The organism is Xanthomonas arboricola pv. guizotiae (assembly GCF_002940205.1).
In the GTDB taxonomy this organism is placed as follows: domain Bacteria; phylum Pseudomonadota; class Gammaproteobacteria; order Xanthomonadales; family Xanthomonadaceae; genus Xanthomonas; species Xanthomonas arboricola_C.
In genome coordinates, this window is record NZ_MDSK01000021.1 from 72,806 (window position 1) to 91,663 (window position 18,858).

General features: G+C 64.2%; 17 protein-coding genes. 10 read left to right on the top strand and 7 right to left on the bottom strand.

From position 1 onward, the window contains the following. Positions 1-190: 190 nt before the first annotated feature. Positions 191-1,351, top strand: a complete 1,161-nt coding sequence (gene lldD, locus XarbCFBP7408_RS13755) for an FMN-dependent L-lactate dehydrogenase LldD (RefSeq protein ID WP_104563429.1) — start codon at positions 191-193, stop codon at positions 1,349-1,351. 359 nt (positions 1,352-1,710) lie between these two features. Here lldD and ligD read toward each other — a convergent pair whose 3' ends face one another. Both ligD and XarbCFBP7408_RS13765 read right to left on the bottom strand, forming a co-directional pair. After that, complete coding sequence (ligD, locus tag XarbCFBP7408_RS13760) at positions 1,711-4,509, bottom strand: DNA ligase D (protein ID WP_104563430.1); 2,799 nt, start codon at positions 4,507-4,509, stop codon at positions 1,711-1,713. A 9-nt stretch (positions 4,510-4,518) separates the two neighbouring features. Beyond that, positions 4,519-5,481, bottom strand: coding sequence for a Ku protein (locus tag XarbCFBP7408_RS13765; protein ID WP_104563431.1), 963 nt, complete (start codon positions 5,479-5,481; stop codon positions 4,519-4,521). 154 nt (positions 5,482-5,635) lie between these two features. Between XarbCFBP7408_RS13765 and XarbCFBP7408_RS13770 the strand changes: the two genes are divergently transcribed. Further along, entirely contained in the window at positions 5,636-5,815 is a 180-nt protein-coding gene (locus tag XarbCFBP7408_RS13770) for a hypothetical protein (protein ID WP_024940466.1), read from the top strand. 48 nt (positions 5,816-5,863) lie between these two features. Here XarbCFBP7408_RS13770 and XarbCFBP7408_RS13775 read toward each other — a convergent pair whose 3' ends face one another. The 5 genes from XarbCFBP7408_RS13775 to XarbCFBP7408_RS13795 form a co-directional block, all read right to left on the bottom strand. After that, positions 5,864-6,259, bottom strand: coding sequence for a DUF779 domain-containing protein (locus tag XarbCFBP7408_RS13775; RefSeq protein WP_104563432.1), 396 nt, complete (start codon positions 6,257-6,259; stop codon positions 5,864-5,866). A gap of 21 nt (positions 6,260-6,280) precedes the next feature. Next, complete coding sequence (gene adhP, locus XarbCFBP7408_RS13780) at positions 6,281-7,309, bottom strand: alcohol dehydrogenase AdhP (protein WP_104563433.1); 1,029 nt, start codon at positions 7,307-7,309, stop codon at positions 6,281-6,283. Positions 7,310-7,407: 98 nt separating this feature from the next. Then, positions 7,408-8,937: an aldehyde dehydrogenase gene (gene adh, locus XarbCFBP7408_RS13785; protein ID WP_104563434.1), complete on the bottom strand. Its 1,530-nt coding sequence runs from the start codon at positions 8,935-8,937 to the stop codon at positions 7,408-7,410. 88 nt (positions 8,938-9,025) lie between these two features. Continuing rightward, positions 9,026-9,148 carry a hypothetical protein gene (locus tag XarbCFBP7408_RS23180; RefSeq protein ID WP_258072127.1) on the bottom strand — a complete coding sequence of 41 codons (123 nt, stop codon included), beginning with the start codon at positions 9,146-9,148 and terminating at the stop codon, positions 9,026-9,028. 222 nt (positions 9,149-9,370) lie between these two features. Continuing rightward, the gene (locus XarbCFBP7408_RS13795) at positions 9,371-11,509 is read right to left on the bottom strand and encodes a TonB-dependent receptor family protein (RefSeq protein ID WP_181106933.1); all 2,139 of its coding nucleotides are present in this window, start codon (positions 11,507-11,509) and stop codon (positions 9,371-9,373) included. A 157-nt stretch (positions 11,510-11,666) separates the two neighbouring features. Between XarbCFBP7408_RS13795 and XarbCFBP7408_RS13800 the strand changes: the two genes are divergently transcribed. From XarbCFBP7408_RS13800 to XarbCFBP7408_RS13835, 8 genes are all read left to right on the top strand, one after another. Continuing rightward, positions 11,667-12,869: an aromatic amino acid transaminase gene (locus XarbCFBP7408_RS13800; RefSeq protein ID WP_104563437.1), complete on the top strand. Its 1,203-nt coding sequence runs from the start codon at positions 11,667-11,669 to the stop codon at positions 12,867-12,869. A 216-nt stretch (positions 12,870-13,085) separates the two neighbouring features. Next, positions 13,086-13,841, top strand: coding sequence for a hypothetical protein (locus XarbCFBP7408_RS13805; RefSeq protein ID WP_104563438.1), 756 nt, complete (start codon positions 13,086-13,088; stop codon positions 13,839-13,841). A gap of 4 nt (positions 13,842-13,845) precedes the next feature. Further along, complete coding sequence (locus XarbCFBP7408_RS13810; protein WP_258072128.1) at positions 13,846-14,832, top strand: hypothetical protein; 987 nt, start codon at positions 13,846-13,848, stop codon at positions 14,830-14,832. A 416-nt stretch (positions 14,833-15,248) separates the two neighbouring features. Continuing rightward, entirely contained in the window at positions 15,249-16,265 is a 1,017-nt protein-coding gene (locus tag XarbCFBP7408_RS13815) for a class 1 fructose-bisphosphatase (RefSeq protein WP_104563440.1), read from the top strand. Between the two features lie 312 nt (positions 16,266-16,577). Continuing rightward, complete coding sequence (locus tag XarbCFBP7408_RS13820; RefSeq protein ID WP_104563451.1) at positions 16,578-17,045, top strand: LuxR family transcriptional regulator; 468 nt, start codon at positions 16,578-16,580, stop codon at positions 17,043-17,045. Positions 17,046-17,123: 78 nt separating this feature from the next. Continuing rightward, on the top strand, positions 17,124-17,510 hold the full coding sequence (locus XarbCFBP7408_RS13825; RefSeq protein ID WP_104563441.1) for a hypothetical protein: 387 nt from the start codon (positions 17,124-17,126) through the stop codon (positions 17,508-17,510). A gap of 290 nt (positions 17,511-17,800) precedes the next feature. Further along, the gene (locus XarbCFBP7408_RS13830) at positions 17,801-18,055 is read left to right on the top strand and encodes a DUF2164 domain-containing protein (RefSeq protein WP_104563442.1); all 255 of its coding nucleotides are present in this window, start codon (positions 17,801-17,803) and stop codon (positions 18,053-18,055) included. 70 nt (positions 18,056-18,125) lie between these two features. Further along, positions 18,126-18,515 carry a hypothetical protein gene (locus XarbCFBP7408_RS13835; RefSeq protein ID WP_104563443.1) on the top strand — a complete coding sequence of 130 codons (390 nt, stop codon included), beginning with the start codon at positions 18,126-18,128 and terminating at the stop codon, positions 18,513-18,515. The last annotated feature ends 343 nt before the right edge of the window (positions 18,516-18,858 follow it).

An 18,858-nucleotide genomic window follows, 5' to 3' on the forward strand; every position in this document is an offset into this window, starting at 1 on the left:
GCGGCAGCGCACGCAGTCTTGCAACCGATCCGTGCCGATGCCAGCGCGATGCGACCAAACCGCCTGTGCGCCCGACGAAACGCCGCGTGCAGCGCTCGCGGCCTGCTGCCGCGCCGGTCGCGCAGCGGTCCACCGGCCACACCGATGGTCTTACACTCAGCGGCTACCCCGCCGCTGCCGTGCGTCTTCGATGATCATTTCCGCCGCTTCCGACTACCGTGCCGCTGCGCAGGCGCGCCTGCCGCCGTTCCTGTTCCACTACATCGATGGCGGCGCGTACGCCGAGCACACCTTGCGGCGCAATGTCTCCGATCTGGCCGATATCGCGCTGCGCCAGCGGGTGCTGCGCAACATGTCGGACCTGCGCCTGGGCACCGAACTGTTTGGCGAGACGCTGGCGATGCCGGTGGCGTTGGCACCGGTCGGGCTGACCGGCATGTACGCGCGGCGTGGCGAAGTGCAGGCCGCGCGTGCGGCGGCCGCGCGCGGGATTCCGTTCACGCTGTCCACGGTGTCGGTGTGCCCGATCGAGGAAGTGGCGCCGGCGATCGCGCGGCCGATGTGGTTCCAGCTGTACGTGCTCAAGGACCGCGGCTTCATGCGCAATGCGCTGGAGCGCGCCAGGGCCGCCGGGGTAACCACGCTGGTGTTCACCGTGGACATGCCCACGCCGGGCGCGCGCTACCGCGATGCGCACTCGGGCATGAGCGGGCCCCATGCGTCGCTGCGGCGCATGCTGCAGGCGGTGACGCATCCGCGCTGGGCCTGGGACGTGGGCCTGCGGGGTCGCCCGCACGACCTGGGCAATATCTCGACCTACCGCGGCAGCCCGACCGGCCTGCAGGACTACATCGGCTGGCTGGGCGCCAACTTCGACCCGTCCATCGCCTGGAAGGACCTGGAATGGATCCGCGAGTTCTGGACCGGGCCGATGGTGATCAAGGGCATCCTGGATCCGGACGATGCGCGCGATGCGGTGCGCTTCGGCGCCGACGGCATCGTGGTGTCCAACCATGGCGGCCGCCAGCTCGACGGCGTGCTGTCCAGCGCGCGCGCGTTGCCGGCCATTGCCGATGCGGTGAAGGGGCAGCTGAAGATCCTGGCCGACTCCGGCATCCGCAGCGGCCTGGATGTGGTGCGCATGCTGGCGCTGGGCGCCGACGCGGTGCTGCTGGGGCGCGCGTTCGTCTACGCGCTGGCGGCCGGTGGCCAGGCCGGCGTGGAGAATCTGCTGACCCTGATCGAGCGCGAGATGCGCGTGGCGATGACCCTGACCGGCACCCATTCGATTGCCGAGATCAGCAGCGATGCCTTGAGCCGGGTGACGCGGGAGAACGCGGTTTCGCCTTGATGGGATTCGGGATTCGGAATTCGGGATGCGTTGGTAGCAGAGAGCGGGTGATCTGCGACTTGGCTGCACGGCCCTTGCCCGCTCACCATCGTAGGACAGGCCGCAAGTACGTCCTTGTAGGCGCTTACGCGGCATCCACGCTGCGTAAGGTCCCGCGACGGTGAGCGGGCAAGGACCTGTCGAGATGGTCGGTGGGTTTGGTCAGGCTATATGTGTGATGCGTATCTGATCGCATAAGCGAGCAGTCGTCGGGTGGGTGCGGGCCCCGTGGGAGGAGCATCGGCGCACGCGGGGACATGCCGATTCCGGGCATCGGCCGCGCCCGCCTGGTGGCGGCGCAGTGGTCTTGTTGGCTGCTATTAGTGGTTATCGTCGCCGGTGGGCACGTATTGCTGCAACGCCAGCACCGATTCCCAGGGATCTGCACGCTGACGCCTGGCGCGTTGCAGGGCCTTGTCCATCGGGAAGGCGTCCGGGCCGCTGATCTTGCCGAGTTCTTCCCAGCGCAGCGGCACGGCGACGGTGGCCTTTTCGCGTGCGCGCAACGACCACGAACACACGCTGGTATTGCCGCGCCCGTTGCGCAGCCAGTCGACGAAGATCACGCCGTGGCGCTTGGCCTTGCTCATGGTGGCCACGTAGCGGTCCGGGGCGTGCGTCGCCAGCGCCTGGGCGAAGGCCTCGCAGAAATCGCGCGCCTGTTCCCAGTCCGCTTGCGGCACGATCGGCACCACCACGTGCAGGCCCTTGCCGCCGGACAGGCGCACCACGCTCTCCAGGCCGGCACTGCGCAGCTTGGCGCGGATGTCGCGCGCGGCCGCCACCACGTCGGCCCAGGACACCCCGTCGCCCGGGTCCAGGTCGAACACCAGCCGATCCGGATGCTCCGCGTCGTCGACCTGCGCGCCCCAGGGATGCAGCTCCAGCGTGTTCATCTGCACCAGCTCGAGCAGGCCGGCGGCATCCTCGACGTAGATGTAGTCCTCGGTGCCGCTCCTCTGCTGCAGCGGAATCGCCTTGATATGCGTGCCCAGGTGGCGGCCTTCGTGCTTCTGGAAGAAGCAGTCGCCGCCGGCGCCATCGGGGCAGCGCAGCAGCGACAAGGGGCGGCGTGCGATCTCTGCCAGCACCAGCGGCGCCACTGCGCGGTAATAGTCGGCCACATCGCCCTTGCTGATGCCCGCTGCGGGAAACACCACCCGCTCGGGATGGGTGATGGTGATGCCGTCCGTCGACGTAACTGTGGACTTGGACGCAGTGGACTTGGACGCGGTGGACTTGGATGTGGTGGATCTGGATGCAGTGGATCTGGATGCGGTGGACTTCGGTCCGGTGGATGTGGACGCCGCAGCCCTGGATCTGGCGGCCGTCTTCGCTGCCGTCGACCGCACGCGCTTGCTGGCGGTGCTGGTGGATGCCTGGACCGTTGTTTTCGACGTTTTTTTACTCGTCGCCTTGCGCGCAGGCGCGGCGGCCGTGGCCGCAGCACCGCCTATACCTGCAGCACGCGCCTTGCCTGGCGCGGCGCGGTCGCCGCCCAACTCGCTCATGGGTTTGTCCTCGCGCAGACGCTTGAATGCGGCCTGCCGCAGCAGGCCTTGCTTCGCCCAGCCGCGGAAGGCGACCTCGGCGATCAAGACCGGCCGTACCCAATGCACATCGCGTGGCCGCCCGGGGATGTGCGTCGGCAATTCCAGCGTGGCGGTGTCGCTATGCAGCGCCTGCAACAGCGCGCTGATCTTGCCGAGCAGGGCATCGTCGAAGCCGGTGCCCACGCGCCCGACATAACGCAGCGTCTTGCCCTCGCGCTGCGCCATCAGCAAGGCGCCGAAGCCGCTGCGCGCGCCCTTGGGATCGGTGTAGCCCACCACCACGAACTCGTCGCTGTCTTCGTGCTTGGTCTTGACCCAATCGGCGCTGCGCCCTTCGCGATACCGCGCATCGGCGAGCTTGCTGACGATACCTTCCCAGCCGGTGCCGGCGCTGGCCGCAAAAACCTCCGGGCCGTGGCCGATCACATGGTCGCTAAACGCCAACGTGCCCGGCACATCGCCCAGCACGTCGTGCAGCAACTGCTTGCGTTGCAGCAGCGGGGTGTCGCGCAGATCCACCCCGGCCACGCCGAGCAGGTCGAACACGAGGTAGCGCAGCGGTTGCGTGACGCTGCCATCGAGCGCGCGTTGCAATGCCGAGAAATCGCTGCGCCCCTGCGCGTCCAGCACCACCAGCTCGCCATCCAGGCGCGCATCGCGCACCGGCAAGGCCTGCACTGCACGCACCACGTCCGGGAAACGCTGCGTCCAGGCCTGGTCGTTACGCGAGCGCAGCTGCACCTGGCCATCGACCAGGTCGGCCAGCAGGCGGTAGCCGTCCCACTTGATCTCGTGCAACCAGCGCTCGCCATCCGGCGCCTGCTCGCGCAGCAAGGTCAGTTGCGCGCGCAGCTCGGTGGGGCATGGCGCATCGCGCGCACCGTCCAGCGCCAGGGCGCGGGTACGCCATTGCCTGGTGTCTGCGTGCGCCGGGCGCGTACGCTTGCCGGCTGCAGTCGTCCCGGCCCTCGCCGTTGCTGCCGGCGCGCGCCGCGCCCGGCTGGCCTTGGCACGGGTTGCCGGCGCCGCCGCAGCCGATGCGCCGGCGGCCTGCTGCGCCACCAGCGCATCGGCATCCAGATCGGCCGCATACGCATCGCTGCGCTTGAACAGCAGCCATTGCGGTTTGCCACCGCGCATCTGCGTGCGCACCAATGCGAAACCGCCGCGCAGCAGCGTGCCCTGCAGTTCGAATTCCAGCTTGCCAGCTTCCAGTGCCGCCAACGCATCGCCGTCGCACTGCCAATGCCCGTGGTCGAACACCTCCACATGCCCGGCGCCGTAATGGCCCTGCGGAATATCGCCGTGGAAGCTGGCGTACGACAGCGGGTGGTCCTCCACCTGAACCGCCAGGCGCTTTTCGCCCACGCGCAACGATGGGCCCTTGGGCACGGCCCAACTCTTGAGCACGCCGTCGACCTCCAGACGGAAGTCGTAATGGCGCGAGCTGGCGTGGTGCAACTGCACGACGAAGACCGGCTGCTTGCTGGCGCGCGCCGGCCTGCCGCCGGCCGGTTCCGGGGTCTGGTCGAAGCGGCGCTTGGCGTTGTAGTCGTGCAATGACATGGGCGGGGCCTAGCCGGCCTTGCGACGCGGTGCCGCCTTGCTGGCGGTGGTCTTGGCGGTCTTGGCCGCGGTCTTCTTGGTGGCCTTCTTGGTCACTTTTTTGGCGGCGGTGTTGGCGGCGGTCTTTTTGGCCGCCCCCGTTGCCGGCGCGCTGCTCTTCTTGGCCGGCGTGCGCGTATTGGCCTGCAGGCTCTTCTGCAGCAGCGACATGAAATCGACCACGTTGGTGCTGGCGTCTTCGTGCTGCGGCGGCTCGACGTCCACGGTGGTGGTGCCGCCCTTGGCCTGGATGCGCTTGCGCAGGATCTGCTCGAGCTTGCCGCGGAACTCGTCGTGGTAATCCTCCGGCTGCCAGGTGCCGGACATCGACTCGATCAGCTGCCTGGCCATCTCCTGTTCCTTGGGCGTGATGCGGTACTCGCCCACCGCGCCGGCCGGCAGCTTGAAGTCCTGCGGGTCCACCACTTCCTGCTGATAGCGCAGCAGCAGCAGGATCAACGCATCGCCCTGCGGCATCACCGCGGCCAGATATTCGCGCGTGCGGATGACCACCTTGGCAATGCCCACCTTGCCGGTGTCGCGCAGCGTCTCGCGCAGCAGCACATAGCCTTTTTCGGCCTTCTTGCCCGGCACCAGGATGTAGGGCTTTTCGAAATAGCGCGGGTCGATGTCGGCGGCGTCGACGAAGGTTTCCACCTCCACCGTTTCATGGCTTTCCGGCGAGGCCGAGCGGATGTCCTGCTCCTCGACGATCACATAGCTGCCCTTGTCGTACTCGAACGCCTTGACGATCTCCTTCCACGGCACCTCGTCGCCAGTGTCGGCGTTGACGCGCTCGAAGCGGATCGGCTTCTTGTCGCGCGAATCGAGCATGCGGAAATGCAGATCCACCTTGCGCTCGCCCGACATCAGCGACACCGGCACATTGAGCAAGCCGAACGAGAGCGTTCCGGTCCAGATCGGTCGTGCCATCGGCGGGTGACTCCGGGTGTTGTGTGGGTTGCCCCATAGCTGTAGCGCGGCCACCGTGATCCATGCGTGAGCCGTGCGTCTGCAGCTGCCACTGCGCCCCCTTCACCCGGCGCGCGGTGAACTGCGCATCCATCCCGATGACCAGGAGCACCGCATGTCCCGCGACCCACTGCGCGACCAACCGACCCAGCCGGGCGAACAGCACGGCAAGCGCGATGCCGAACACTACGAAGACCGCGGTGCCGGCGATGCGCCCGACACGCTGGTTCCCGCCGATGGCGACACCCCGGCCAAGACGCCGGGCACCGCGCCGTCCACCGTGGCAGACCGCTGAAACCGGCCGGCTGATTCCCCGCCCGCAGCACCGCCAGGCGGGCCAGGGTCACGCCCGGCCCGCCCGCTGCAGCTGGGCAAATTCCTCATCGGCAAACAGGCGCGAGCGCACCAGAAAGCGCACGCCCTCGCCGTTTTCCAGCGAGAACATGCCACCGCGCCCCGGCACCACATCGATGATCAGCTGGGTGTGCTTCCAGTATTCGAACTGCGCGCGGCTGATGTAGAACGGCGCGCCGCCGATCTCGCCCAGCAGCACGTCGCGGTCGCCAACGATGAAGTCGCCCACCGGGAAACACATCGGCGAGGAGCCATCGCAGCAGCCGCCGGATTGATGGAACAGCACATCGCCGTGGCGTGCGCGCAGCGTGTCGATCAACTGCAACGCCGCCAGCGTGGCCGTCACCTGCAAGGGTGGGTCTGTCTGCGTGGTGGTGCCCTGCATCGTCTGCCTCCTGCGGCGCGGTCAGGCCGCCATGTCGAGCACGATACGCCCCTCGATCGTTCCGGCGTGCATGCGCGCGAACACGTCGTTGATGTTGTCCAGGGTGTCGGTGGCCACGGTCGCGGCGACCTTGCCCTGCTCGGCGAAGGCCAGCGACTCCTGCAGGTCCAGCCGGGTGCCGACGATCGAGCCGCGCACGGTCACGCCATTGAGCACCATGCCGAAGATGTCCAGCGCGAACTGGCCCGGTGGCAGGCCGTTGAGCGACACCGTGCCGCCGCGGCGCACCATGCCGATCGCCTGCTCGAAGGCCTTGGGCGATACCGCGGTGACCAGGGCGCCGTGTGCGCCGCCGATTTCCTTCTTCAGGTACGCCACCGGATCGGTGGTGCGCGCGTTGACCGTCACCGTGGCGCCCAGGCGCCTGGCCAGCGCCAGCTTGGCGTCGTCCACATCCACGGCGGCCACGTTCAGTCCCATCGCCTTGGCATATTGCACTGCCATATGGCCGAGCCCGCCGATGCCGGAAATCACCACCCACTGGCCCGGCTTGGTATCGGTGACCTTCAGGCCCTTGTAGACGGTGACGCCCGCGCACAGAATCGGCGCGACCTCGACGAAGCCGATGCCCTTGGGCAGATGCCCGACGTAATCGGCATTGGCCAGCGCGTACTGCGCAAAGCCGCCGTTGACCGAGTAGCCGCTGTTCTGCTGCGCCTCGCACAGGGTTTCCCAGCCGCCCAGGCAGTGCTCGCAATGCCCGCAGGCCGAATACAGCCAGGGAATACCCACCCGGTCGCCTTCCTTGACGTGACGCACGCCCGCACCCACCGCCACCACATAGCCCACGCCCTCATGGCCGGGGATGAACGGAGGATTCGGCTTGACCGGCCAGTCCCCCTGCGCGGCGTGCAGATCGGTGTGGCAGACCCCGCAGGCCTGGATGTCGACCAGCAAATCGCCGGCCTGGGGCCGTGGCACCTGTACTTCCTCGATCACCAGTGGTGCGCCGAACTGGCGCACCACTGCGGCTTTCATCGTCGTGTCCATGGTGTCCCCGCAGCGTGTCTGGTTGGGCCAGGATGGGCGAGGCGTGGCAGCGACGCCTTGATCGAGATCAATCTGCAGCGACGCGGCCCGGCAGCATGTCAGAAGAAGCCCAGCGCCTTGGGCGAATAGCTCACCAGCAGGTTCTTGGTCTGCTGGTAATGGTCGAGCATCATCTTGTGATTCTCGCGGCCGATGCCCGACTGCTTGTAGCCGCCAAACGCGGCATGCGCCGGATAGGCGTGGTAACAGTTGGTCCACACGCGCCCGGCCTGGATCGCGCGGCCCATGCGGTACAGGCGCGACGCATCGCGACTCCACACACCGGCACCCAGGCCGTACAGCGTGTCGTTGGCGATCGCCAGTGCCTCGGCCTCGTCCTTGAAGGTGGTCACCGACACCACCGGCCCGAAGATCTCTTCCTGGAACACGCGCATCTTGTTGTGGCCCTTGAACACCGTCGGCTTGACGTAGAAGCCTTCGGCCAGCTCGCCATCGAGCGTGTTGCGCTCGCCGCCGATCAACACCTGCGCGCCTTCCTGCCTGCCGATGTCGATGTACGACAGGATCTTTTCCAGCTGCTCGCTGGAGGCCTGCGCGCCGACCATGGTGTTGGGATCGAGCGGATTGCCCTGCTTGATCGCGGCCACGCGCGCCAGCGCCTTTTCCATGAACCTGTCGTAGATCGATTCCTGGATCAGCGCGCGCGACGGGCAGGTGCACACCTCGCCCTGATTGAAGGCGAACAGCACAAAGCCTTCCACCGCCTTGTCGAGAAAATCGTCGTCTTCGGCCATCACATCGGCAAAGAAGATGTTGGGCGATTTGCCGCCCAGCTCCAGCGTCACCGGGATCAGGTTCTGGCTGGCGTATTGCATGATCAGCCGGCCGGTGGTGGTTTCTCCGGTGAAGGCGATCTTGGCGATGCGCGGGTTGCTGGCCAGCGGCTTGCCCGCCTCCAGGCCGAAGCCGTTGACCACGTTGAGCACGCCCGGCGGCAACAGGTCGCCGATCACTTCCATCAACACCAGGATCGAGGCCGGGGTCTGCTCGGCCGGCTTCATCACCACGCAGTTGCCGGCGGCCAGCGCCGGTGCCAGTTTCCAGCACGCCATCAGCAGCGGAAAGTTCCACGGAATGATCTGCCCGACCACGCCGAGCGGTTCGTGGAAGTGATAGGCGATGGTGTCGCCGTCGATCTCGGAGATGCCGCCTTCCTGCGCGCGGATGGCGCCGGCGAAATAGCGGAAGTGATCCACGCACAGCGGTACATCGGCATTGAGCGTCTCGCGCACCGGCTTGCCGTTGTCCCAGGTCTCGGCATAGGCGAGCAGCTCCAGATTCTGCTCGATGCGGTCGGCGATCCTGAGCAGCACATTGGAGCGCTCGGTGGTGGACGTCTTGCCCCAGGCGTCCTTGGCCGCGTGCGCCGCATCCAGTGCGGCTTCGATGTCCTGCGCGTTGGAGCGCGCGATCGAGGTGAACACCTTGCCGTTGATCGGCGTGGTGTTGTCGAAGTACTGGCCGCTGTGCGGCGCCACCCACTTGCCGCCGATGAAGTTGTCATAGCGCGGCTTGAAGATGGAGTGCGGATCGGTGTTGAGCGGTTTTGCAGAGGCAAGCGCGTTCATCATGGTCTCCTGCGGAGGTGGTCCGATGCGCACGTGTATACCCGCGCAAGCGCCAGCGCAATGTCATGTCACGCGCTGTTGCGCTGCGTCATTGCAGCGCTGCCGCCGCAGCATGCGGCAGCGGCGGAATCACGCTGCGGCGCGTCATCGCCTGCGACCACGGCCAGGCGCAATATGCGAGCAACCACAGCGCGCGATGGGTGACTTGCATGCCATGCGCAGCACGCACCTCAGCTGCGCGGTGCGGCCGGCTTGAAGACGTCGGGATCGGCATGCCGATGCCACACGAGCGCACCTTGCAGCTTGACCCGTTTGAACTGCTGGTGTGGCGTGTCGGTGGCAAACCGTGCGTTGGCGGGATGGCTTTGTCGCGCCCGGGTGCGCTCCTACGGGCGGTGCGCGTGTCGTTGACTGCGCGCCGCCGGCGGCCGGATCAGCCGCCGAAATCCCATTGCAGACCGATCGTGTAGGTGCGGTCCGGACCCGGCTCGTAATAGCGCCCGTTGCCGTCGTTGACGATCACCGAGCCGATGTAGTGCCGGTCCAGCGCATTGTCGATGCGGGCGAAGGTGCGCAGCCCACCCAGCGTGGTGGTCCAGCGCCGGGAGGCTTCCAGGTTGACCAGCGCGTAACCGGGGGCGCGCTCGGTGGCCAGGTCGTTGACCACGGTGGCGTCGGAGGCCAGCGTTTCGGCGGCGAACTGCCATTGCGCCGGCTGCCACTGCCAGCGCGCGAACAGCTGCTGGCGCGGCACGCCCGGCAGGCGTGATCCGCTCGCCACCGGCGCGGTGGGCGTGGCGCAGCCACTGCTGGCGCAGGTGAGGTAGCCGTCGCGCACGCTGGCATCGACGAAGGTGTAGGCCAGCTGCAGCTGCTGGGTGGTGCCCACCGGTTGATTCCAGCTCAGCTCCGCGCCCTGGCGGCGGGTGGCGCCGATGTTGCGATAGGTGCTGCGGCCGTTGGTATTGCTGGCCACGGCCAGTTCGTCGTCGGTATCGGCGCGGAACAGCGCCACCTCCACCGCTGCGCCGCTCTGCGCGCGCCACTTGCTGCCGATCTCGTAGTTGCGGCTGGTCGCCGCGCCCAGATCCAGCGCCAGGCCAGCGCCGCCATCGCTGCGGTAGCCCAGCTCGTTGAAGGTGGGCGTTTCGAAACCGCGCCCGACCGAGGCGTAGAAACGCAGGTCCTCGGCGGCACGGAACACAATGCCGGCCACCGGCGTGGTCGCCGAATAATCGCGCCGGCCGCTGTCGTCGGGATTGCGCCCGAGGATGTAGTGGTCGTCCGAGTCGAAGCGCACCTGGCTATGGCGCACGCCCAACAAGGCGGACCAGCGCTCGCTCCACTGCCACCACAGCTGCGCAAACTGGTCCACGTTCTCGGCCTGGTCGCGCTGGTTGCGGCGCAGCGCGCCCTTGACGCCCAGCGTGTCGCCGACGAAGTTTTCATAGCCGGTGCGGTGCTGGCGCTGGCGATCGACGTTTGCGCCCACGGTCAGCTGCAACGGCCGGCCCAGCGCCTCGCCCTGCCAGGCCCAGCGCGCATCGGCACCTTCGTAATTGCTGTCCAGATCGATCACCCCGCCCGAATGCAGCGGATTGCGCTGCACCGCCACCGGGATCGCCAGGAACTGCTCCACGCTGCGCTGCCCGCCGTAGGCCATCAGCCGCAGCGTCTGGCTGTCGAATTGCTGGGTGAAGATGGCGCCGGCCTGCGACTGGCGCACCGACTTGCGGGTATCGAACTGGGTCGCCACCGACGTGGCCTGCGCCGGATCGGCATTGAACTGGGCGCGGGTCAGGCCGAGCGGGTCTTGCGCATCCGGTGCGTCCAGATAATTGAGCATCAGATCCAACCGGCTGCCTTCGGCCAGATCGAAGCCGAGCTTGGCATTGACCGAGTCGCGCTTGGCGCGGCTGTGGTCGCGGAAGCCATCGGTTTCGAAATGATTGGCCGCCAGGTTGTAATGCACCGCGCCCTGCTGGCCGAGCAATTGCGCACCCGTGTTGACGGTGGCATTGCTGCCATAGGTGGCGCGCAGCCGCCACGGGTCGCCCGGCTTGCCGTCGGCGCTCCACAGCTGCAGCACGCCGCCGGAGGAGTTGCCGTACAACGCCGAAAACGGCCCGCGCAGCACTTCCACCCGCTCGGCGCCCAGCACGTTGAAGTGCGACAGCTGGCCCTGGCCGTCGGGCATGCTGGCCGGAATGCCGTCGACCAGCAGCCGCACCCCGCGCACGCCGAAGGTGGAGCGCGCGCCGAAGCCGCGGATCGACAGCTGGGTGTCCTGGGCGTAGTTCTGGCGGTCGCGCGCCACCAGCCCGGGAATGCCGTCCAGCAACTCGGAGACCTGCGCGCCGCGGCGGTTGTCGTCGTCGGCCGCCACCACGGTGAAGGAGGCCGGCAGGTCGAAGTCGTCCACCCCGCGCACGCGTGCGGCGTCCACCTGCACGGTGGGCAAGCGCTGGATCGGTGTGGCGGCAGGCGGCGCCGGATCGGCGGCCAGGACGGGCGGCGCGGCGCTCGTGGCGAACAGGCCGCAGGCGGCGGCCAACAAGGTGAGTCTGGACATGGGCGTAGTGTCCCTCATCCGTACTGTGGCCGCATCGTTGCGTACGGAACGAAGCATGCTACGCCGGCCATGGGCTGCTACGATGAGGTGGTTTGGCCCAGCCGCGGCCGAGCATCCTGGAAGTCCCTCACTCTTTCGTCCTTCAGCGAGTCATGCCGTGTCCTTCTTTGCAAACGTGGAACAGGTTCCAGGCGACCCCATCCTGGGCCTGACCGAGGCCTACAACGCCGACAGCCGCCCCAACAAGGTCAACCTGGGCGTGGGCATCTATTACGACGAAAACGGGCGCATCCCGCTGTTGCGCGCCGTGCACAAGATCGAGCAGCAGCTCGCGCAGGACGCCAAACCGCGCGGCTACCTGCCCATCGACGGCCTGGCCGCCTACGACAAGGCCACCCAGGAGCTGCTGTTCGGCGCCGAGTCGGCGCTGCTGGCCTCCGGCCGCGTGGCGACCTCGCAGACCGTCGGCGGCAGCGGCGCCTTGCGCGTGGGCGCGGACCTGCTCAAGAAGCTGCTGCCCACCTCCACCATCGCCATCAGCAACCCGAGCTGGGAAAACCATCGCGCGGTGTTCGGCGCGGCCGGCTTCGAGGTCGTGGACTACACCTATTTCGATGCCGCCAGCCATGGGCTGAACTTCGACGGCATGCTCGCCGACCTGGCAAAACTCGAACCGGGCACGGTGGTGCTGCTGCACGCCTGCTGCCACAACCCGACCGGCGCGGACCTGAGCAAGGAGCAGTGGAAGCAGGTTGCCGGGCTGTTGAAGGAACGCAACCTGTTCCCGTTCGTCGACATCGCCTACCAGGGCTTCGACAAGGGCATCGAGGCCGATGCCTACGCGGTACGCCTGCTCGCTGCCGAAGGCATCGACAGCTACGTGGTCGCCAGCTCGTACTCCAAGTCGTTCTCGCTGTATGGCGAGCGCGTGGGCGCGCTGTCGGTGGTCTCGGCCACCGCGGCCGAAGCCAAGGCCGTGCAATCGCAGGTCAAGCGCATCATCCGCACGATCTACTCCAGCCCGTCCACGCATGGCGCCGCTTTGGTGGCCGGCGTGCTGACCAGCCCGGAGCTGCGCGATCTGTGGGAGCAGGAGCTGACCGAGATGCGCGAGCGCATCCACGCCCTGCGTGCGGGCCTGGTGGCCAAGCTGGACACATTGGGCGCGCCGGAGTTTGCGTTCATCCAGCGCCAGGCCGGCATGTTCTCGTACTCGGGCCTGACCAGGACCCAGGTGGACCGCCTGCGCGAGGAATTCGCGATCTACGCCGTCGGCACCGGCCGCATCTGCGTGGCCGCGCTGAGCCAGCGCAACCTGGACTACGTGGCACAGGCCGTGGCCACGGTCAGTCGGGTCTGAGTGTCAGACTTTCCTTACAAGTTTTGATGCAATTTTCTTGCGTGATTTTAACCAAAATCCCACTTGATCTCAGCACAGCGATTATTAAAAATACGAAAGTAAACTAACGTAAGGATACGAAAATGCGATTCAGAACATCATTATTTCTCTCTTGTCTTCTCATTGCCCCCTGCGATGGCAGTGACCAGGACATGTGATGGTTGTACAGAGGCAGAAATGAAATCCATGATATGGAACATACTGGTTTTCGAAAGTGGGAGCTATAGGAATGCCCGCCAGCCCGCTTATGTTGCAAACCCTCAGTCCAAGTATGTTCTAAAAGGAATTTATAGCTGGAATTATGAAGCAGATGGTGAAACTATCGTTCAGAATGTCAGCACAGGCACTGTAGAGCCTCAGATTTTTGGATTTGTTAGTACTCTAGCTGACGCATATGGCGAAAGAATACTAACCAGTAGTTCTGTAGGTCTGGCTGACTCAAATCGCCCAACTTCTATTTACGATGTCATAGATAACCCGTCGCGCGAACAACAGGTAGTGAGCGCAATCGAGAATTCCAAGGCTGACTTTTTTCAAAGAGCAGGGGATGCCGCGAAAGTTATCAACCCCCTTTCCCTCCTTCCTGGCTTCAATCCAGGCGGTGTCAATTTGACTGTTAAGTTTGTTTTTGACGATAAGAGCATTGCAACGTATACATTTGATAGTCAGACAAACGTATGGAACCGCGTTAAAGACAGCCAACGCGACTCGAGCGGCAACATAGTGCCGACAAAGAAATCTGAATTTTCAGGCGGCGAGGGTAGCATACGCACTTATGATTTCACTAACAGCCAAGAAAATATGGATAAGTTCTATAACTGGGCAATTCGAAATGGCATCAGCTTCTCGCAGCCTACGGGATCCGGAACTAGAACTGGCGTAACCTGCGTGAGTACAAAAGACGGCGTCACCTGTCATATAGTTGCTTATTAATTTAATGAGACTTCCGAGTAAATCAGCTGGGACCTGGAAGTTCCTGCTGTTTTTATCGGGCGCTACTGCTATCTTTCTTTTTTTTCTGTTCCGCGGTTCAAAAAATTCAGCTCTTGGACAAAAATCGATAGCACCCGCTCATCAAGTCATTGACGCACGGTCCAAGCTGAAGTTAGACGGCGCATATGCCAGCAATGCTCCAGTCAGTGGCGTTCCCGCCAGGATGTCTCTGAGCGATATGGAAGCGCGCTCCAAACAGGGGGATGCTACAGCAGCATGCCATGTGGCAGTTATTTATGAGAAATGCCTACTGCTGCTACGACAATATGACGACGTGGTAGCAATGATTGAGTCGAAAAATCAGGGTGCTGCCGGATACTTTGAGGCACTTCGCTCGCGATCCGATTACTGCGCTGGTATATCGATAAATTCCAGCGATGCCGTCGATAAATGGAAAGACGCTGCGCAGAAAGGAAATTTCAACGCCATGAGGGGCTACGTCAGTGGATCTGCCTTTTTGGGCATTTCGGATGCCGCTGAATACCGGAGAGCTTTTCAGGAATATTCTCAATCAGCAGAAGTTTTTGCATGGAAGCTGGCAGACCAAGGTGATGTTAATGCAGTGCTTGCCTTGGCTCATGCTTATGAAAGTGGCCCCAAGCCGGCTGGGCCGAAGCTATCTCAAGTCGTCAAGAAGGACCCGACCAAGTCCCTGGCCATCTTCTACTATCTTGAAGGTGTCCCGTCCCGGACACCAATCCATTCCATAGCGGAGGACCGCGTCAGGGAACTTGCTTTGACATCTATTAAGGCGATGGAATCCAGCTTCAGTGCATCGTCGATCCGTGCCTCCGCAGTCATGGCAGGTGATCTGCAGCGCCGCTGGACCAAACCACTGAATTATGAAAAACTTTTCATGTCCACGCTTGAAGATGGTACGCTGCGTCCCGCCCAAGCCGAGGACTGCGACGGCCAGGAGAACCGGCATTGAGGAACAATCAGAGTCTCTGCATCATAGCAGTGCTACTTTCCCTCGTCTCACTGTGGGCCACCCAGTTCAAACAACTTAATAGCTATTACTTTTTACCTATCTTCTTCTCAATTGCTTCCATTGCATTGATAAGCATTCAAGAGAAAGGTAGGCTCCGGCACTTTGAAATGATCTCAGCCGTTACGATTCTAGTAATTGCCATTTTTGTCGGCACAAAAAACTATGCACTTTGAATGCAAGTAGTTTTTTTACGCAAAACTTTCGCATTAATGATCCGAGTGTGTCAGCGTTGGAGTGACGGTCAACGCGCCTCATTTTACCCTCCGTTGCCTATGCTACACCATGGACTTTCGTCTTCGTAACGCCTCTATACGGGTTCGCTATACTCGAACCACCGACTCGAAGACACACCTTTCATGACTCGTCCCTCGCTGACCCGCTTCCTGATCGAAGAGCAACACGCCGGCCGTATCGACCCGGAATTGCGCCAGCTGATCACCATCGTCTCGCGCGCCTGCAAGCGCATTTCCATCGCCGTGAGCAAGGGCGCCCTGGGCGGCGTGCTCGGCGATGCCGGCACCGGCAACGTGCAGGGCGAGGCGCAGAAGAAGCTCGACGTGCTCAGCAACGACATCCTGCTCGAAGCCAATGCCTGGGGCGGCCACCTGGCCGCGTGCGCGTCGGAAGAAATGGATCACAGCCAGCCGGTGCCCGACCAATACCCCAGCGGCGATTTCCTGCTGCTGTTCGACCCGCTGGACGGCAGCTCCAACATCGACGTCAACGTCTCGGTCGGCACCATCTTCTCGGTACTGCGCGCGCCCAAGGGCACCGAAAAGCCCGGCGACGAACACTTCCTGCAGCCGGGCACCCAACAGGTGGCCGCCGGCTACTGCATCTACGGCCCCAGCACGATGCTGGTGCTCACGCTCGGCCACGGCACCCATGCCTTCACGCTGGAGCGCGAGGAAGGCAGCTTCCTGCTGACCCAGGCCAACATGCGCGTGCCCGACGACACCGCCGAATACGCCATCAACATGTCCAACCAGCGCCACTGGGAACCGGCCATGCAGTCCTATGTCAGCGACCTGCTGGCCGGCAAGGACGGCACCCGCGGCAAGGACTTCAACATGCGCTGGATCGCCAGCATGGTGGCCGACGTGCACCGCATCCTCACCCGCGGCGGCATCTTCATCTACCCCTGGGACAAGAAGGACGCGTCCAAGCCCGGCAAGCTGCGCCTGATGTACGAAGCCAACCCGATGAGCATGCTGGTGGAACAGGCCGGCGGCGCCGCCACCACCGGGCGCGAGCGCATTCTCGACATCCAACCGCAACAGCTGCACCAGCGCGTGCCGGTGTTCCTGGGCTCGAAGAACGAAGTGGCCGAAGCCACGCGCTATCACCTGGAGTTCGACAAGGCGCAGGGCTGAACTTTCGGCGCAAGCCACACGCCGCGCTGACGCACGCCAGACACCCGCCCCGTGCGGGTGTCTTTGTTTGTGACGACGGCAGATTACGCAGTCAATGATGGTCTGCAGAGCGACGAGCAGTGCCCCAGCAGCCACATCCTGCCGTGAGTTGACTCACCACCGTTCGGCGGTGAGTATCGCCTTCGGGCCGGGGTGGGACGGTCTACGGGAAATCGATCTCTACGCGCAATGCCTTGCAAGCAGTCGCCTGACTGCCCGCAGGGATCACATATCGATCAGGGAGTTCACATGAAGACCGCATGTGTTGCACTGGTGGCTGCCGTCATGTTGCAAGCCACGCCCGCCGTCTCCGCGCCAACTGCGCCGTCGCCACTGGTCGGAACCTGGCTGCTGGACACCAGCAGCCTGCCGATGCCACCGGCTGTACGACCCAAACGCGTTGCCCTGGAGTTCAAACAGGTTCCAGGCAACAAATGGACAACCAGCGCCGAGATCGTCGACCACGACAACAAGACGCTGCAGGCGCAATCCACGCTGTTGCTGGACGGCACACCGGGCAAGGCCTCGGGCACCTACCTGGTCGATCGCGCCGCAGTCAAAATGCCCGAGCCCGGCGTGCTGGTGATGCAGTTGATGTATCAGGGCGTCCCGGCATCCACACGCACCTATACGGTCAGTGCCGACGGCAAGGTCATGACCGAGATTGAAGCGTACTTCAAGGACGGCAACCCGGTGATGCGCACGGCGTATTTCAAGCGTGCGGCAAGTCAGACCAAGTGAGCACTGGCGAGCCACGCCGCACGGCGGCGCGGCTCGATGTATTTTGGAGCAGCGGTAGTTCGAACGCAGGGAGGCTGTATGCGACATCTTTTGCCGATTGATATTCCAGCCACATTACGGCGCAACATGTTGGTCGAGCAGTTCCTCGGAAGCAGTCCAGTCGATGCAACATACATCCGCCATATCGAGTTGCGGGCGGCCAACGATTCCATCGAGGTGTGGATCCATGACGTCGAGGACATTGGCAGCGAAGACTATTCGGATCTACATGACTTCACATATGTCGATCCGGATGGACCGGACGCCCCTGCTGCGATTTTTGCGGACGCTGCCTCTGCCGTGACGTATGCCAGCACATTCCTGGCGGCGGATCCCAGTCGCTGGACCAACCTCGGGATTGCCGAGTCCGAATACCTTGACTACATTCGGGCAGGCCGGCCTTCCCGTTGGCCGGTTGCCACCTAGAGCGTGTTATGCACCTGGGATGAGATGCCAACCCTCCGGGAAGCGCCCTGTGGTGCGCCGATACCGCGTTGCGCGCCTTGTTGCCCAGGCGGCCAGCCTGGGCCGCAGCGCACGCCTTGTCTCGACGCGCCACAGGGACGCTTCGCACTCAGCTCAAGGTACATAACACGCTCTGAGCCTCAATCTCGATACCGGCCAGGCAAGCGATTGGGTTCAACAGGCACCAGTCGCCCCAAGCTGCCTGTGTCTGAACGCAAATCGTCCCGAAACCGTAGGTGAGCCGAGCCTCCATGACCGACATCACATTCACCGAAGGCGAGCGGGCGGCGATCATCCGCAAGGTCCAGCTTTACTTCAGCGAAGAACTGAAGCAGCAGATCGGACGCTTCGATGCAGAGTTCCTGCCCGATTTCCTTGCCGAGGAAGTCGGAGCGTACTTTTACAACCGCGGCGTCTACGATGCCCAGGCGATCATCGCCAAGCAACTGGACGATCTGGGAGAGTCGATCTACCAGCTGGAACGCCCGACCGAGTTCAAGAAGTGACTTGTCTCACCACGCGGATGCGATGCTGAGAGCCAACAACCGCGTTCCTACAGGCAGGGATGGCGTGCGAATGACCATGCGGAGTGCCCGTTTCGTTATTGTGCTGGTTGGCGTATTGCTGCCCTATGCGGCGCGCCTGCCGCGCGGGGCGCAATGGCTTGCGCAATACACCGACACGGCTATCGGCGGCTGGCTGTTCTTTGGCGCGTTCAATGCGATTGCATGGGGCGCGCTGCTCGGCATCAGCTTCCTGTACCGGCGTCCGATCTCGCTACTTGTCCCCTGCGCATTCGGCTTCGGTGCGCTGGCCTGGGCGCACGCCACGCTGGATCTGCGTGCCGACGCGCAGTCGGCGCTGGCGCTGATCTTCATCCCGATCTATGCACTGCTGCCCATTGCGGTGGGCGGGGCACTGGGCTATCTACTGGACCGGCGATTGCGACGCACGGCAGCACGATGATGCACTCAACGCATACGTCCTGCCAGCCGCTACGGGTGCGGCCGCGTGCAATGACCGGCACGACCGCTCCCACGCTTTGAGCGACAGAACGACCAAACCCTGCCACCGGGCACCATGGTGCTGACCGCCGGCCAGGCGGCTGGCGGTCAACGCCATCGTCCGGATCAACGCGCCTCGAATGCCCCCAGGTCCGGTGCACGCCCGTTGAAGGCCTCACCGGTATCGGCGCCGGCGTCGATCAACGCGCTACCCGGTGCCAGGGTGGCGAAGGTGATGATGGGTAGGTCGCCGTTGGCCTGGCGCGGACGCATGAGCTGGCGCTCGTCCAGGCTGACGAAATCGC

What these genes read in the sequence shown, in the direction of transcription:
- XarbCFBP7408_RS13835 (WP_104563443.1), top strand. Translation starts at nt 18,126, where the DNA reads ATGACCATGCGGAGTGCCCGTTTCGTTATTGTGCTGGTTGGCGTATTG.
- XarbCFBP7408_RS13795 (WP_181106933.1), bottom strand. Translation starts at nt 11,509, where the DNA reads ATGTCCAGACTCACCTTGTTGGCCGCCGCCTGCGGCCTGTTCGCCACG.
- XarbCFBP7408_RS13805 (WP_104563438.1), top strand. Translation starts at nt 13,086, where the DNA reads ATGAAATCCATGATATGGAACATACTGGTTTTCGAAAGTGGGAGCTAT.
- lldD (WP_104563429.1), top strand. Translation starts at nt 191, where the DNA reads ATGATCATTTCCGCCGCTTCCGACTACCGTGCCGCTGCGCAGGCGCGC.
- XarbCFBP7408_RS13775 (WP_104563432.1), bottom strand. Translation starts at nt 6,259, where the DNA reads ATGCAGGGCACCACCACGCAGACAGACCCACCCTTGCAGGTGACGGCC.
- adhP (WP_104563433.1), bottom strand. Translation starts at nt 7,309, where the DNA reads ATGGACACGACGATGAAAGCCGCAGTGGTGCGCCAGTTCGGCGCACCA.
- XarbCFBP7408_RS13810 (WP_258072128.1), top strand. Translation starts at nt 13,846, where the DNA reads ATGAGACTTCCGAGTAAATCAGCTGGGACCTGGAAGTTCCTGCTGTTT.
- XarbCFBP7408_RS13830 (WP_104563442.1), top strand. Translation starts at nt 17,801, where the DNA reads ATGACCGACATCACATTCACCGAAGGCGAGCGGGCGGCGATCATCCGC.
- adh (WP_104563434.1), bottom strand. Translation starts at nt 8,937, where the DNA reads ATGAACGCGCTTGCCTCTGCAAAACCGCTCAACACCGATCCGCACTCC.
- ligD (WP_104563430.1), bottom strand. Translation starts at nt 4,509, where the DNA reads ATGTCATTGCACGACTACAACGCCAAGCGCCGCTTCGACCAGACCCCG.
- XarbCFBP7408_RS13765 (WP_104563431.1), bottom strand. Translation starts at nt 5,481, where the DNA reads ATGGCACGACCGATCTGGACCGGAACGCTCTCGTTCGGCTTGCTCAAT.
- XarbCFBP7408_RS13825 (WP_104563441.1), top strand. Translation starts at nt 17,124, where the DNA reads ATGCGACATCTTTTGCCGATTGATATTCCAGCCACATTACGGCGCAAC.
- XarbCFBP7408_RS13815 (WP_104563440.1), top strand. Translation starts at nt 15,249, where the DNA reads ATGACTCGTCCCTCGCTGACCCGCTTCCTGATCGAAGAGCAACACGCC.
- XarbCFBP7408_RS23180 (WP_258072127.1), bottom strand. Translation starts at nt 9,148, where the DNA reads ATGCAAGTCACCCATCGCGCGCTGTGGTTGCTCGCATATTGCGCCTGG.
- XarbCFBP7408_RS13770 (WP_024940466.1), top strand. Translation starts at nt 5,636, where the DNA reads ATGTCCCGCGACCCACTGCGCGACCAACCGACCCAGCCGGGCGAACAG.